This window comes from Streptomyces megasporus, assembly GCF_000718985.1.
Lineage (GTDB): Bacteria > Actinomycetota > Actinomycetes > Streptomycetales > Streptomycetaceae > Streptomyces > Streptomyces megasporus.
The window spans coordinates 1-12,742 of sequence record NZ_JODL01000009.1 but is presented as its reverse complement, the minus strand read 5'-3'; the positions used below and the strand labels follow the sequence as shown (position 1 = coordinate 12,742).

Here is a 12,742-nt window from a genome sequence, read left to right as displayed (position 1 = left end):
CCGGGAGAACTCAGCATCGTTGTGCCCCTTCGTCAGTGCGCTCGAACGGTATCGCCGCGACCGACCGGGCCGTTCGCCGCCCCGTCGGCCTGCCGCGCCCGTCCACGGTGCGGGTCTCCCCCGTGATGTCGGCCACGCGGTACCGTGGCGTCCCTTCTTTCCACATGGTCCTCACGGCCGCCCAGGAGGTTCCGTGGTACAGGCGTACATCCTGATTCAGACCGAGGTCGGCAAGGCCTCGACCGTCGCCGAGGTGATCGGCGGGATCCCGGGAGTGATCCAGGCCGAGGACGTGACCGGTCCCTACGACGTGATCGTGCGCGCCCAGGCCGACACGGTGGACGACCTCGGTCGCATGGTGGTGGCCAGGATCCAGCGCGTGGAGGGCATCACCCGGACTCTGACCTGCCCGGTCGTGCATCTGTAGCTCCCCCGTATGCTCGTCCGGTGAGCTTCTCGCCCCGCCGGTGCCTCCCGTCGGCCGTGTTCTCGACCTCCTCGGCCGTCTCGCCGCTCGTATCACTGAGCGCCGTCGTCGCCGTGTTCGTCACGGCCGCCGGTTGCTCGTCCGACGAGGGCCCCCGCCCGCCCGTGCCGAGTCCCACGGGCTCGGCCGCCGCGGCCTGCCGCGCGCTGCACGACGCGCTGCCGGAACGGGTCGACGGACAGCAGCGGGTCGAGCTCGCGTCCGAGACGCGGTACGCCGCCGTGTGGGGAGATCCCGCGATCGAACTGGGCTGCGGGGTGCCGCGGCCCGGGGTGCTCACTCCCGGCAGTGAACACTACAACCCCACACCGGACGTGATTGGGGTGAACGGCGTCTCCTGGGTGCTGGAGGAACAGGACGACGGCTACCGGTTCACCACCGTCGAACGCACGGTCTTCGTTCGCGTGACGGTCCCCGACGCCTACGCTCCGGAGGTCAACTCCCTGGTCGACCTCGCGGACGCGGTGCGCGCGACGATCCCCGAGCAGCCGGAGTGACGCCCGGCCGCCTCCGGCCCTCCCGGTGGCGGCCCGCGCGTCCTCTTCCGGCCCCGGCCGTCCCGGTCAGCGCAGCCCGGAGGAGCGGCGCAGCGCGGCCCCGATCAGACGGTCGACCAGCTCGGCGTAGTCGACGCCGCTCGCCTCCCACATGCGCGGGTACATGGAGATGGGCGTGAAGCCGGGCATCGTGTTGATCTCGTTGATGACGAACTCGCCGCTGTCCAGCAGGAAGAAGTCCGCGCGGACCAGTCCCTCGCAGGAGGCCGCCTCGAAGGCGCGCACCGCCAGCTCCCGGACCTCACGGGTCTGCTCCTCGGTCAGCGGGGCGGGCACGATGCCCTCGGCGGAGTCGATGTACTTGGCCTCGAAGTCGTAGAAGTCGTGGGCGGCGGGCGGCGGGATCTCCGCCGGGAGGCTGGCGCGCGGGCCGTCCTCGAACTCCAGGACGCCGCACTCGATCTCGCGGCCGTGCAGCAGCGACTCCACGATGATCTTCGGATCGTGGCGCCGCGCCTCGGCGATCGCCTCGTCCAGGCCGGCCGGGTCGTCGACCTTGGTGATGCCGAAGGAGGACCCGGCGCGGGCCGGCTTGACGAAGACCGGCCAGCCGTGGTCGCCCGCGAAGTCCACGATCTTCTTGCGGGCGGCGGCCTCGTCCCGTTCCCACTCCCGCGGCCGGATCACCGTGTACGGGCCGACGGGCAGCCCGAAGGAGGTGAAGATCCGCTTCATGTACTCCTTGTCCATGCCGACCGCCGAGGCGAGCACGCCCGAGCCGACGTAGGGCACTCCGGCGAGTTCCAGCAGGCCCTGGATCGTGCCGTCCTCGCCGTAGGGGCCGTGCAGGACGGGGAAGACGACGTCGACCTCGCCGAGCGCCTTGGGCACCGAACCCGGCTCGGTGTAGACCACCTCGCGGTTGTCCGGCTCGAAGGGCAGCAGGACGGAGCCCGTGTCGGACTCGGCGAGCTGTTCCACGCTCGGCAGGTCGCGGTCCGTGATCGCCATTCGCTCGGGGTCGTCGGCGGTCAGCGCCCAACGGCCGTCCGCGGTGATGCCGATCGGCAGGACGTCGTAGGCGGTGCGGTCGATGGCGCGCAGCACGGCACCCGCGGTGACCACGGAGATCGCATGCTCGGAGCTGCGCCCGCCGAAGACGACGGCGACGCGCGGCCTGCGGCCGGACGCCTGGAGGTTCTGGGAAGAGGACTGGCTGCTCATATCCGGTCGAGATTACCTAACGTAGTGACGGTCGGGCAGTCAGCGGCGCTCGGCCTTGGCGCTGCGCGACATCAATTCCTTCAGAGCGACCAGCGGCGGCTTGCCCTCGTGGACGATACCGACGACGGTCTCGGTGATGGGCATCTCGACGCCGTGTCGTCGTGCCAGGTCCAACACGGACTCACAGGACTTGACGCCCTCGGCGGTCTGCCGGGTGGCGGCGATGGTCTCCTCCAGGGTCATGCCCTTGCCGAGGTTGTGGCCGAAGGTGTTGTTGCGGGAGAGCGGCGAGGAGCAGGTGGCGACCAGGTCGCCCATGCCCGCCAGTCCGGCGAAGGTGTGCGCGTCGGCCCCCATCGCCAGCCCGAGCCGGGTGGTCTCGGCCAGTCCACGGGTGATCAGCGAGGCCTTGGCGTTGTCGCCCAGGCCCATGCCGTCGGCGATGCCGACCGCCAGCGCGATGACGTTCTTCACGGCCCCGCCGAGTTCGCAGCCGACGACGTCGGTGTTGGTGTAGGGACGGAAGTACGGGGTGTGGCAGGCGGCCTGCAGGCGCCGGGCCACGTCCTCGTCACGGCAGGCGACGACGGAGGCGGCGGGCTGCCGTTCGGCGATCTCGCGGGCGAGGTTGGGGCCGCTGAGCACGGCGATCCGGTCCGGACCGGCCCCGGTCACCTCCTCGATGACCTCGCTCATCCGCTTGGCGGTGCCGAGTTCGACGCCTTTCATCAGGGAGACGAGCACGGTGTCGGCGGGCAGCAGCGGCGTCCACGCCGTGAGGTTTCCGCGCAGGGTCTGGGAGGGCACGGCCAGCACCGTGAACTCCGCGTCGGCGGCGGCCTCGGCGGGGTCGGTGGTGGCGCGGACGGTCTCGGGGAGGGTGACGCCCGGCAGGTAGTCGGGGTTGGTGCGGGTGGTGTTGACCGCCTCGGCCAGCTCGGCGCGGCGTCCCCACAGGGTCACCTCGCAGCCCGCGTCGGCGAGCACCATCGCGAAGGCGGTGCCCCACGATCCGGTGCCGTACACGGCGGCGCGCGTCACGCGTTCTCCCCCTCGGCCGCGCCGTCGGGGACGGCGCCGGCAGCGGCGGTGCCGTTCCCGGCGGGCCTCACGGCTCCCGCCGCCCTCATCCGGTCCGCGGCGAGCGCCCTGTCCCGGGCGTGGCGGTGGGCGGGTGCCGGTTCGCCGCGCAACTCGACCAGCAGCTCGGTGATCGCGTCCATGATGACGTCGGTGACCTCGCGGAGCAGCTCGACGGTGGGTTCGCGGTCGTGGTACCGCGACAGGTCCACGGGCGGGCCTACCAGCACCCTGAGCGTCTTGCGCGGGAAGAGCCTGAGCCGTTTCCGCTTCGCGTACGGGGGAACGGCCTCGTGGGCGCCCCACTGGGCGACGGGGATGACGGGCGCCTTGGTGAGCAGGGCGACGCGGGCGGCGCCGGTCTTGCCCTCCATCGGCCACAGGTCGGGATCGCGGGTGAGGGTGCCCTCGGGGTAGAAGGCCACGCACTCGCCCTTGTTGATCGCCTCGACGGCGGCGCGGAAGGCGTGGGCCGCGTCGACGCTCTCGCGGTAGACGGGGATCTGTCCGGTGCCGCGCATCACCGCGCCGACGAATCCGCCCCTGAACAGGGAGTCCTTGGCGAGAAAACGAGGAACTCGTCCGGTGTTGTACTGGAAGTGGGCGTAGGAGAGCGGGTCGAGATAGGAGTTGTGATTCACCACGGTGATGAATCCACCCTCGGCCGGAATATGCTCCATTCCACGCCAGTCCCGCTTGAACAGCAGCAGTAGGGGCGGTTTCGCCAAAACCGCGGCAAAGCGGTACCAGAAGCCGATTCTGCGGCGGGACACCCGGACACCATCTCCTCTTGCCTGCTGCGGCACACGCACCACCGGAACAACCGCACAAGTGTCGCCCCGGGTCGTCACCCTGTCGAGCACACGGTAACCCCGAGGACGGCGGACGGCTCCGGCGGTGGTGAGAATGCGGTGAGAATGGTGCCGATGGATCGTGACGACGGACCGGGGATCGCGGCCGGCTGGACGCTGGTCGTGCCCCTCAAGCCCCTGTCCCGGGCGAAGAGCAGGCTCGCCGCGTCGGCCGGGGAGCGGCTGCGGCCCGAGCTGGCGCTGGCCTTCGCCCGGGACACCGTGACCGCCGCGCTGGCCTGCCCGGCGGTGGAGAGTGTGGTGATCGTCACGGACGATCCCCGCGCGGGGGCGGAGCTGGCCGCCGCGGGGGCCCGGGTCGTCCCCGACGTCCCGGCCGCCGGGCTGAACGCCGCGTTGGAGCACGGCGAGGCGGTCGTGCGGGGGCGGCGTCCCGACGCCGCGGTGGCCGCGCTCAACGCGGACCTGCCCGCTCTGCGTCCGGACGAGCTGGCGCGGGTGCTCGCCGTCGCGCGGGCGCATCCGAGGGCCTTCCTGGCCGACGCCGCCGGGGTCGGCACCACACTGCTCGCCGCGGCCCCCGGCACCGCGCTGGCTCCGGCCTTCGGCGGCGCCTCGCGCGAGCGCCATCTGCGCTCGGGGGCGGTGGAGATCGTCCTGACCGACGTGGAGAGCGTGCGGCGGGACGTGGACACCGGCGAGGACCTGGCCGCGGCGCTGGCCCTGGGCGTGGGGCCGCACACGCGCGGGCTCAGAACGTCTGCAGCGTCACCAGCGTGATCCGACGCCGTTCGCCCTCGCCCTCGGTCTCGATCCGCACCCGCTGGCCGGGGCGCAGCAGCCGCAGGCCGCCCGCGTCGAAGGCGGCGGCGCCGAAGGGGAGGGGCGTGCCGTCGTCGAGGAGCACGCTGCCGCTGCGGGTCGCGGGGTCGTAGGTGTACGCGGTGGCCTGCATGGCCCCGAGCCTAGACGAGCGGCGGGACCGGGCGGACGACCGAGCGGGGGCGGTGGCGACGCGGCCCCGGACGGACCGCGGGCCGGGCTCCGACGGAGCTCGGCCCGACGCGGTCGTGCACGTCGGCCTCACTTCCGGCGGGTGGTGGCCTTCTTGGCGGTGGTCTTGCGCGCGGTGCTCTTGCGGGCGGGGGCCTTCTTGGTCGTGGACCTCTTCGCGGGAGCCTTCTTGGCGGTGGCCTGCTTGGCGGTGGTCTTCTTCGCGGCGGTCGTCTTCTTCGCCGCGGTCTTCTTGGCGGCGGTGGTCTTCTTCGCCGTGGCCTTCTTCGCCGCGGTGGTCTTCTTCGCCGGCGCCGCCTTCTTGGCCGCCGCCTTCTTCGCCGTCGCCTTGCGGGTGGTGGTGCCGCCCGAGAGGCTGCCCTTGGGGGCCTTCTTCACCGCCACGTCGTTCTTGGGGAGCTTCTTCGCGCCGCTGACCAGGTCCTTGAAGCCCTGGCCGGCGCGGAAACGCGGAACGGAGGTCTTCTTGACCCTGACGCGCTCGCCGGTCTGGGGATTGCGGGCGTAGCGGGCCGGACGTTCGACCTTCTCGAACGAGCCGAAACCGGTGACCGAGACCCGGTCTCCGGCGACGACCGCGCGAACGATCGCGTCCAGCACCACATCGACCGCTTCGGCGGCCTGCTGTCGTCCGCCGAGCTTGTCGGCAATTGCTTCAACGAGCTGCGCCTTGTTCACGTCTTCCCCTTCGGAGGCATTGCCAGAACGAATCTGTCCAAGCTTTTTCGCACATTAGGCAGATATTTACCGCAAATCAAACGCGAAACGGGCGAATCACCCTTGTGTCGCAACGAAATCGACCGTCACGCGCTTCCCTCCGCAGGCCGGTCTTCCTGTTCCGCGGGGGCCTCGCTTCCTCGAATGTCCTCCATCAGACGCTCCAGCCTCCGCGCCGCACGGGCCGGATCGTGTTTGGACGCGGCCGTGACGACGAGGAGCCTCCGAACGAGCGCCGCCCGTACGTCCTGGGGCACTTGCAGCCGGCGCACCGTGGTGTGCGCTTCCTTCAGGCGAGCGGCGACGAGGTCGTAGAGGGGGAGTTGACCGTCGCTCTCCATGCACAGATTGTGCCATTGGAGGCGAGTTGTCACTTCCCGGGGCCTCAACACGCCGGAAGAACGGGGCGCATGGGTGACACAACTCCGCGCCGAGAGCGGTGACTTCGTTCCTCTCCTTCCGCCTGCCCGGCTCCGTCTCCCGTCCCGGCTTCCCCGAATCCGGAACGGCAAAAGCCCGAACGCCCCCGGCCGGAGCCGGGGGCGTTCGGAAGGCGCGTGTCGGTGGGCGACGGGGCGCCGCCCACCGTCGCGGCGCGTCAGACGGGGAGGGTCCGCGGCTTGTAGGAGGGCCGCTTCGCCTCGTACGCGGCGATGTCCTCCTCGTGCCGCAGCGTGATGCTGATGTCGTCCAGGCCCTCCAGCAGCCGCCAGCGGGCGTTCTCGTCCAGGTCGAAACCGACCTCGACGCCGGGGGCGGTGACCTTCCGCTCGACGAGGTCCACGGTGATCTCGGCCGTCGGGTCGGCCTCGGTCAGCTCCCACAGCCGGTCCACGGTCTCCTGCGGCAGGACGACCGTCAGCAGGCCGTTCTTCAGCGAGTTGCCGCGGAAGATGTCGGCGAAGCGGGAGGAGATCACGGCCTTGAAGCCGTAGTTCTGCAGCGCCCAGACGGCGTGCTCGCGGGAGGAGCCGGTGCCGAAGTCGGGGCCTGCGACCAGCACGGTGGCGCCCTGCCGCTCGGGGCGGTTGAGCACGAACTCGGGGTCCTTGCGCCAGGCCTCGAACAGGCCGTCCTCAAAGCCGTCGCGGGTGACCTTCTTCAGCCAGTGCGCGGGGATGATCTGGTCGGTGTCGACGTTGCCGCGGCGCAGCGGAACGGCGCGACCGGTGTGTGTGGTGAAGGCTTCCATCGCTGTTCTCAGACTCCCGCGAGCTCGGTTGCGTCGGACAGGTCGGCGGGCGAGGCCAGCCGGCCCAGCACGGCGGTGGCGGCGGCGACCTGCGGGGAGACCAGGTGGGTGCGTCCGCCCTTGCCCTGCCTGCCCTCGAAGTTGCGGTTGGAGGTGGACGCGGCGCGCTCACCCGGCTTGAGCTGATCGGGGTTCATGCCCAGACACATCGAGCAGCCCGCGTGCCGCCACTCGGCGCCGGCCTCGGTGAACACCTTGTCCAGGCCCTCCTCCACGGCCTGGAGGGCGACCCGGACCGAACCGGGCACGACCAGCATCCGCACCCCGTCGGCGACCCTCCGGTCCTTGAGGACGGCCGCCGCCGAGCGGAGGTCCTCGATCCGGCCGTTGGTGCAGGAGCCGACGAAGACGGTGTCCACGGCGATCTCGCGCAGCGGCTTCCCGGGCTCCAGGCCCATGTACTCCAGCGCCTTGGCGGCGGCCAGCTTCTCACTGGGGTCGGTGAAGGAGTCCGGGTCCGGCACCGAGGCGCTCAGCGGCGCGCCCTGGCCGGGGTTGGTGCCCCAGGTGACGAACGGCGCCAGCTCGGCGGCGTCGATGACCACCTCGTGGTCGAAGACGGCGTCCGCGTCGGTGCGCAGGGTCCGCCAGTACTCCACGGCGGCGTCCCAGTCGGCGCCCTTCGGCGCGTGCTCGCGGTCCTTCAGATAGGCGAAGGTGGTCTCGTCCGGGGCGATCATCCCCGCGCGGGCACCGGCCTCGATGGACATGTTGCAGATGGTCATCCGCGCTTCCATCGACAGCTTCTCGATGGCCGAGCCGCGGTACTCGATCACATAACCCTGGCCGCCGCCGGTGCCGATCCGGGCGATGATCGCCAGGATCAGGTCCTTGGCGGTCACGCCCTCGGGCAGCTCGCCGTCGACCGTGATGGCCATCGTCTTGAAGGGGGCCATCGGCAGGGTCTGGGTGGCCAGGACGTGCTCGACCTGGCTGGTGCCGATGCCGAACGCCAGCGCGCCGAAGGCGCCGTGCGTGGAGGTGTGGCTGTCACCGCAGACCACGGTCATGCCCGGCTGGGTCAGTCCGAGCTGCGGTCCCACCACGTGGACGACGCCCTGCTCCACGTCGCCGAGCGGGTGCAGTCGGACCCCGAAGTCCGCGCAGTTCTTGCGCAGCGTCTCCAACTGGGTGCGGGAGACGGGGTCGGCGATGGGCTTGTCGATGTCGATGGTGGGGGTGTTGTGGTCCTCGGTGGCGATGGTGAGGTCGGTCCGCCGCACCCGGCGCCCGCTCTTGCGCAGCCCGTCGAAGGCCTGCGGGCTGGTCACCTCGTGCAGGAGGTGCAGGTCGATGTAGAGGAGGTCGGGCTCGCCTTCCGCGCGCCGGACGACATGGTCGTCCCAGACCTTCTCCGCGAGTGTCCGTCCCATCGCTTTCCCTCCGGCCGGCAGCACTGCCGGCCTCGTCTCGACGTCCATGCCGCCACGGCCCGCGCGGCGGGGTGGCGACCGTCACCCCAGCTTGGCGGCTGATCCGGAAAATTGAACTTGCGTTTCGCAATGTGAGACGCGAATATCGTTGCATGGACAACTCTAGCGGCGTCGGCGTTCTCGACAAGGCGGCTCTGGTACTGAGCGCTCTGGAGTCCGGTCCGGCCACCCTCGCCGGGCTGGTCGCGGCGACCGGGCTCGCGCGCCCCACGGCACACCGACTGGCGGTGGCCCTGGAACACCATCGCTTCGTGGCCCGCGACATGCAGGGCCGATTCATCCTCGGGCCGCGGCTGGCCGAGCTGGCCGCCGCCGCGGGCGAGGACCGCCTCCTCGCGTCCGCGGGCCCGATCCTCACGCACCTGCGCGACGTGACCGGGGAGAGCGCCCAGCTCTACCGTCGCCAGGGCGACATGCGGATCTGCGTGGCCGCGGCGGAACGGCTGTCCGGACTGCGGGACACCGTGCCGGTCGGCTCCACCCTGCCGATGAAGGCGGGTTCGGCCGCCCAGGTCCTGATGGCATGGGAGGAGCCCGAGCGGCTGCACCGCGGCCTGCAGGGCGCCCGCTTCACGGCGACGGCCCTGTCGGGCGTACGGCGACGCGGCTGGGCCCAGTCCATCGGCGAGCGCGAACCCGGCGTCGCCTCCGTCTCCGCGCCCGTGCGCGGCCCCTCCAACCGCGTGGTGGCGGCCGTGTCCGTCTCGGGCCCGATCGAGCGTCTGACGCGCCACCCGGGCCGGATGCACGCCCAGGCGATCGTCGAGGCCGCCAACCGACTCACCGAGGCGCTGCGCCGCAACGGCGGCTGACACCGCCCCTGTCCATCCTCCGCTCCGGGTCCTGTGACGGTGCGCACAGGGCCCGGAGCGGAGGATGCACCGACGCGACCGGTCCGCTCCCCGACCCGTGGCGCCGTGGCACCCCGGGCACGACGAGAGGCCCCCCACCGAAGTGGGGGGCCTCTGGCCGTATTCCCGTACCCCCGACCGGATTCGAACCGGCGCTACCGCCTTGAGAGGGCGGCGTGCTAGGCCGCTACACAACGGGGGCCCCAGCCATGGTCCCGAGGGACCGAGTACCCCCGACCGGATTCGAACCGGCGCTACTGCCTTGAGAGGGCAGCGTGCTAGGCCGCTACACAACGGGGGCTTGGATCTCGCTGGGAAGATCTCGCTGGGGTACCAGGACTCGAACCTAGACTAACTGAACCAGAATCAGTCGTGCTGCCAATTACACCATACCCCACCGGAACTCAAGCTCTTTCGAACTTTTCGTCCTGGTGATCGCCTTGCGTCTCCGGCCTTTCGGCCCGTTCCGCCTGGCGACGGGAAGAACATTACCCGATCGAGGCCCGTGCTCCAAAACGAGTTCCCGCCGGGGCGTCCGCGGCCCGGACCATCCACCGCGGACGCCCCTCTCGTCCGGGTTCGGGGCGAGAGGAGAACCGGGCGCTCGACGAGAACGGGAGGGAGCCACGGCGCGTCGGTGAACGCGCCGAACGCGCGCCGCGTCACCGCCCACGAGTGCGCACCGATCCGGTGGTGTCGTCGCCGACGGTGAACGGGCGCGTCCCGCCGTGACGTCGCGGAAAGGCCCGGGAAGCCCCGGGAAGATCGCGGCGGGCCGCGGAAAGCCCGTGGGCGGGCCCGGGAGCCCTGCAACGGCTCCCGGGCCCGCCCACGGGTACGTCGGGCGCCTCAGCCCTCCGGCTGCGCCTCCAGCCTCGCCAGGGCGGCGTCGACGCGGGCCAGGGTGCGGTCGCGACCGAGCACCTCCAGCGACTCGAAGAGCGGCAGGCCGACGGTGCGGCCGGTGACCGCCACCCGGACCGGGGCCTGGGCCTTGCCCAGCTTCAGTCCGTGCTCCTCGCCGGCCGCCAGGACGGCCTCCTTGAGCGCCTCGGCCCTCCACTCCGCCTCCGCCAGCTTGGCGCGGGCGGTGCGCAGCAGGGCGTCCGAGCCGGCCTTCATCGCCTTCTGCCAGGACGCCTCGTCCTCCACGGGCTCGTCCAGGAAGAGGAAGTCGACGTTGGCGGTGATGTCCGACAGGACGGTCAGCCGGGTCTGGGCCAGGGGCGCCAGGGCCTCGAAGGCCGCGCGGTCGAACTTCTCCGGCGCCCACGGGGCGTGCGGGGCCTTCAGCCACGGCTCGCACCGGGCGATGAAGTCCTTGGTGTCCAGCTCCCGGATGTGGGTGGCGTTGATGGCCTCGCACTTCTTGAGGTCGAAGCGCGCCGGGTTGGCGTTGACGTCCCCGATCTCGAAGGCCGCGACCATCTCGTCCATCGAGAAGATGTCCCGGTCCTCGGCGATCGACCAGCCCAGCAGGGCGAGGTAGTTGAGCAGGCCCTCGCGGAGGAAGCCGCGCTCGCGGTAGAGGTTGAGCGAGGACTGCGGGTCGCGCTTGGAGAGCTTCTTGTTGCCCTCCCCCATCACGTACGGCAGGTGTCCGAACTCCGGGACGCTGCCGTTGCCCACGCCGATGTCGGCCAGCGCCCGGTACAGGGCGATCTGGCGCGGGGTGGAGGAGAGCAGGTCCTCGCCGCGCAGGACGTGGGTGATCTCCATCAGCGCGTCGTCGACCGGGTTGACCAGCGTGTACAGCGGGGCGCCGTTGGCCCGGACGATGCCGTAGTCGGGGACGTTCTCCGGGGTGAAGGTCAGCTCGCCGCGGACGAGGTCGGTGAAGGTGATCGGCTCGTCCGGCATCCGGAAGCGGACGATCGAGGGACGTCCCTCGGCCTCGTACGCGGCCTTCTGCTCGTCGGTGAGGTTCCGGCACGTGCCGTCGTAGCCCGAGGGCCTGCCGGCCTTGCGGGCGGCCTCGCGGCGCTCCTCCAGCTCCTCGGCGCTGCAGTAGCAGCGGTAGGCGTGGCCGGCCTCCATCAGCCTGCGCGCGACGTCGGCGTAGACGTCCATGCGCTGGGACTGCCGGTACGGGGCGTGCGGGCCGCCGACCTCGGGGCCCTCGTCCCACTCGAAGCCCAGCCAGCGCATCGAGTCCAGCAACTGCTCGTAGGACTCCTCGGAGTCGCGGGCCGCGTCGGTGTCCTCGATGCGGAAGACGAAGGTGCCGCCGTGGTGCCGGGCGAAGGCCCAGTTGAACAGGGCGGTGCGGACCAGACCCACGTGGGGGTTGCCGGTCGGCGAGGGACAGAACCGTACGCGTACGTCAGATGCGCTAGCCACGCTTGATCACCTTGTTGGTGAGAGTGCCGATGCCTTCGATGGTGACGGCGACCTCGTCGCCGACGTTGATGGGGCCGACGCCCGCCGGGGTGCCGGTGAGGATGACGTCGCCGGGGAGCAGCGTCATGGCCTCGGTGATGTGGACGACGAGATCCTCGATGGAGCGCACCATCTGGCCGGTCCGGCCGAGCTGCCGCTGCTCGCCGTTGACCGTGCACATCACGGCCAGGTCCGAGGGGTCGAGGTCGGTGACGACCCACGGGCCCAGCGGGCAGGAGCCGTCGAAGCCCTTCGCCCTGGCCCACTGGTCCTCGACGCGCTGGACGTCACGGGCGGTGACGTCGTTGGCGCAGGTGTAGCCCAGGATCACGTCCGCCACCCGCTCGCGGGGCACCTGGCTGCACATCCGGCCGATCACCACGGCCAGCTCCGCCTCGTGGTGCACCTCGTGGGAGAAGGACGGGTAGACGATGGGGTCGTCGGGGCCGATCACCGAGGTGGAGGGCTTGAAGAAGGCGGTGGGCACCTCGGGGACCTCGTGGCCCAGCTCCGCGGCGTGCTCGGCGTAGTTCCGGCCGATCGCCACCACCTTGTTGGGCAGCACGGGCGGCAGCAGTCGGACCTTGTCCAGGGGAATCCGCTTGCCCGATCGCTCGAACTCGGCGAAGGGATGGCCCTTGATGATGTCGAGGACGAGGCCGTCGCCGCTCCGGGCGTCCCCTTCCACGACTCCGAACGCGACGTTGCCGTCGATGGAGAATCTGGCGATGCGCACGGGTGGTGCTGCCCCTCGTTGCTCGCGGGTGGGAGTTGACACTCAAGGGTAAGCCCCGCACACCGGCGGTGTGCGGGGCCCTTGCCGCGCGCGTGTGTGAAGCCGGCGGACCGTCCGCCGGCCTCGGTCGTCAGCGCAGACGTGCCATGAGAGCGTGTTCTACGAGGGTGATCAGTGCGCTCTTGGCCTCGGCCCGATGCCGGGCGTCGGTGGTGATGATCGGCGCGTCCGGACCGATCTGCAACGCCTCGCGCACCTCG

14 protein-coding genes, 3 tRNA genes and 1 pseudogene are annotated in these 12,742 nt (G+C 71.1%); 4 read left to right on the top strand and 14 right to left on the bottom strand.

The genetic code is table 11. From position 1 onward, the window contains the following. Positions 1-193 precede the first annotated feature (193 nt). Positions 194-427: an Lrp/AsnC family transcriptional regulator gene (locus tag IF47_RS0110250; RefSeq protein ID WP_031508244.1), complete on the top strand. Its 234-nt coding sequence runs from the start codon at positions 194-196 to the stop codon at positions 425-427. 20 nt (positions 428-447) lie between these two features. After that, positions 448-984: a DUF3515 domain-containing protein gene (locus IF47_RS0110245; protein ID WP_245641070.1), complete on the top strand. Its 537-nt coding sequence runs from the start codon at positions 448-450 to the stop codon at positions 982-984. Positions 985-1,050: 66 nt separating this feature from the next. On the opposite strand, the gene IF47_RS0110240 is transcribed toward IF47_RS0110245, so the two are convergent. The 3 genes from IF47_RS0110240 to IF47_RS0110230 are packed head-to-tail and all read right to left on the bottom strand — an operon-like array spanning position 1,051 to position 4,061. After that, complete coding sequence (locus IF47_RS0110240) at positions 1,051-2,208, bottom strand: D-alanine--D-alanine ligase family protein (RefSeq protein WP_031508241.1); 1,158 nt, start codon at positions 2,206-2,208, stop codon at positions 1,051-1,053. Between the two features lie 39 nt (positions 2,209-2,247). Next, positions 2,248-3,249 (bottom strand): NAD(P)H-dependent glycerol-3-phosphate dehydrogenase, encoded by a 1,002-nt coding sequence (locus IF47_RS0110235; RefSeq protein WP_031508239.1) that lies wholly within the window; start codon positions 3,247-3,249, stop codon positions 2,248-2,250. Next, a complete protein-coding gene (locus IF47_RS0110230; protein ID WP_037732356.1) occupies positions 3,246-4,061 on the bottom strand; it encodes a lysophospholipid acyltransferase family protein in 816 nt (271 codons plus the stop codon). Before IF47_RS0110230 ends, IF47_RS0110235 begins: the two co-directional genes overlap by 4 nt. 144 nt (positions 4,062-4,205) lie before the next feature. On the opposite strand from IF47_RS0110230, the gene cofC reads away from it, so the two are divergent. Next, positions 4,206-4,880, top strand: coding sequence for a 2-phospho-L-lactate guanylyltransferase (gene cofC / locus IF47_RS0110225; protein WP_051717393.1), 675 nt, complete (start codon positions 4,206-4,208; stop codon positions 4,878-4,880). Here cofC and IF47_RS0110220 read toward each other — a convergent pair. The 5 genes from IF47_RS0110220 to leuC form a co-directional block, all read right to left on the bottom strand. Next, the gene (locus IF47_RS0110220) at positions 4,852-5,055 is read right to left on the bottom strand and encodes a hypothetical protein (RefSeq protein ID WP_031508236.1); all 204 of its coding nucleotides are present in this window, start codon (positions 5,053-5,055) and stop codon (positions 4,852-4,854) included. The genes cofC and IF47_RS0110220 overlap by 29 nt on opposite strands. Positions 5,056-5,183: 128 nt before the next feature. Beyond that, on the bottom strand, positions 5,184-5,792 hold the full coding sequence (locus tag IF47_RS0110215; RefSeq protein WP_031508235.1) for an HU family DNA-binding protein: 609 nt from the start codon (positions 5,790-5,792) through the stop codon (positions 5,184-5,186). Between the two features lie 125 nt (positions 5,793-5,917). Further along, positions 5,918-6,172, bottom strand: coding sequence for an SCO5555 family protein (locus tag IF47_RS0110210; protein WP_031508233.1), 255 nt, complete (start codon positions 6,170-6,172; stop codon positions 5,918-5,920). A 257-nt stretch (positions 6,173-6,429) separates the two neighbouring features. Beyond that, entirely contained in the window at positions 6,430-7,023 is a 594-nt protein-coding gene (gene leuD / locus IF47_RS0110205) for a 3-isopropylmalate dehydratase small subunit (RefSeq protein ID WP_031508232.1), read from the bottom strand. An 8-nt stretch (positions 7,024-7,031) separates the two neighbouring features. Further along, positions 7,032-8,456, bottom strand: a complete 1,425-nt coding sequence (leuC, locus tag IF47_RS0110200) for a 3-isopropylmalate dehydratase large subunit (RefSeq protein WP_031508231.1) — start codon at positions 8,454-8,456, stop codon at positions 7,032-7,034. A 152-nt stretch (positions 8,457-8,608) separates the two neighbouring features. On the opposite strand from leuC, the gene ndgR reads away from it, so the two are divergent. Next, positions 8,609-9,328 carry an IclR family transcriptional regulator NdgR gene (gene ndgR, locus IF47_RS0110195; RefSeq protein WP_031508230.1) on the top strand — a complete coding sequence of 240 codons (720 nt, stop codon included), beginning with the start codon at positions 8,609-8,611 and terminating at the stop codon, positions 9,326-9,328. 168 nt (positions 9,329-9,496) lie between these two features. Here the strand turns inward: ndgR and IF47_RS0110190 are convergent. The 6 genes and pseudogenes from IF47_RS0110190 to IF47_RS0110165 form a co-directional block, all read right to left on the bottom strand. Beyond that, a tRNA-Glu gene (locus IF47_RS0110190) sits at positions 9,497-9,569 on the bottom strand. 26 nt (positions 9,570-9,595) lie between these two features. Further along, a tRNA-Glu gene (locus IF47_RS0110185) sits at positions 9,596-9,668 on the bottom strand. 24 nt (positions 9,669-9,692) lie between these two features. Continuing rightward, positions 9,693-9,764 (bottom strand) — tRNA-Gln (locus tag IF47_RS0110180). A 452-nt stretch (positions 9,765-10,216) separates the two neighbouring features. After that, positions 10,217-11,707, bottom strand: a complete 1,491-nt coding sequence (gene gltX, locus IF47_RS0110175; protein ID WP_031508228.1) for a glutamate--tRNA ligase — start codon at positions 11,705-11,707, stop codon at positions 10,217-10,219. Continuing rightward, on the bottom strand, positions 11,700-12,482 hold the full coding sequence (locus IF47_RS0110170; RefSeq protein ID WP_031508227.1) for a fumarylacetoacetate hydrolase family protein: 783 nt from the start codon (positions 12,480-12,482) through the stop codon (positions 11,700-11,702). Before IF47_RS0110170 ends, gltX begins: the two co-directional genes overlap by 8 nt. 130 nt (positions 12,483-12,612) lie before the next feature. After that, positions 12,613-12,742 (bottom strand): annotated as a pseudogene (locus IF47_RS0110165) (ATP-binding protein); the annotation flags it as partial.

Excerpts from the sequence above, each read along its gene's own strand:
- leuC (WP_031508231.1), bottom strand. The coding sequence starts at position 8,456 with ATGGGACGGACACTCGCGGAGAAGGTCTGGGACGACCATGTCGTCCGG.
- leuD (WP_031508232.1), bottom strand. The coding sequence starts at position 7,023 with ATGGAAGCCTTCACCACACACACCGGTCGCGCCGTTCCGCTGCGCCGC.
- ndgR (WP_031508230.1), top strand. The coding sequence starts at position 8,609 with ATGGACAACTCTAGCGGCGTCGGCGTTCTCGACAAGGCGGCTCTGGTA.
- cofC (WP_051717393.1), top strand. The coding sequence starts at position 4,206 with ATGGTGCCGATGGATCGTGACGACGGACCGGGGATCGCGGCCGGCTGG.
- IF47_RS0110220 (WP_031508236.1), bottom strand. The coding sequence starts at position 5,055 with ATGCAGGCCACCGCGTACACCTACGACCCCGCGACCCGCAGCGGCAGC.
- IF47_RS0110240 (WP_031508241.1), bottom strand. The coding sequence starts at position 2,208 with ATGAGCAGCCAGTCCTCTTCCCAGAACCTCCAGGCGTCCGGCCGCAGG.
- IF47_RS0110210 (WP_031508233.1), bottom strand. The coding sequence starts at position 6,172 with ATGGAGAGCGACGGTCAACTCCCCCTCTACGACCTCGTCGCCGCTCGC.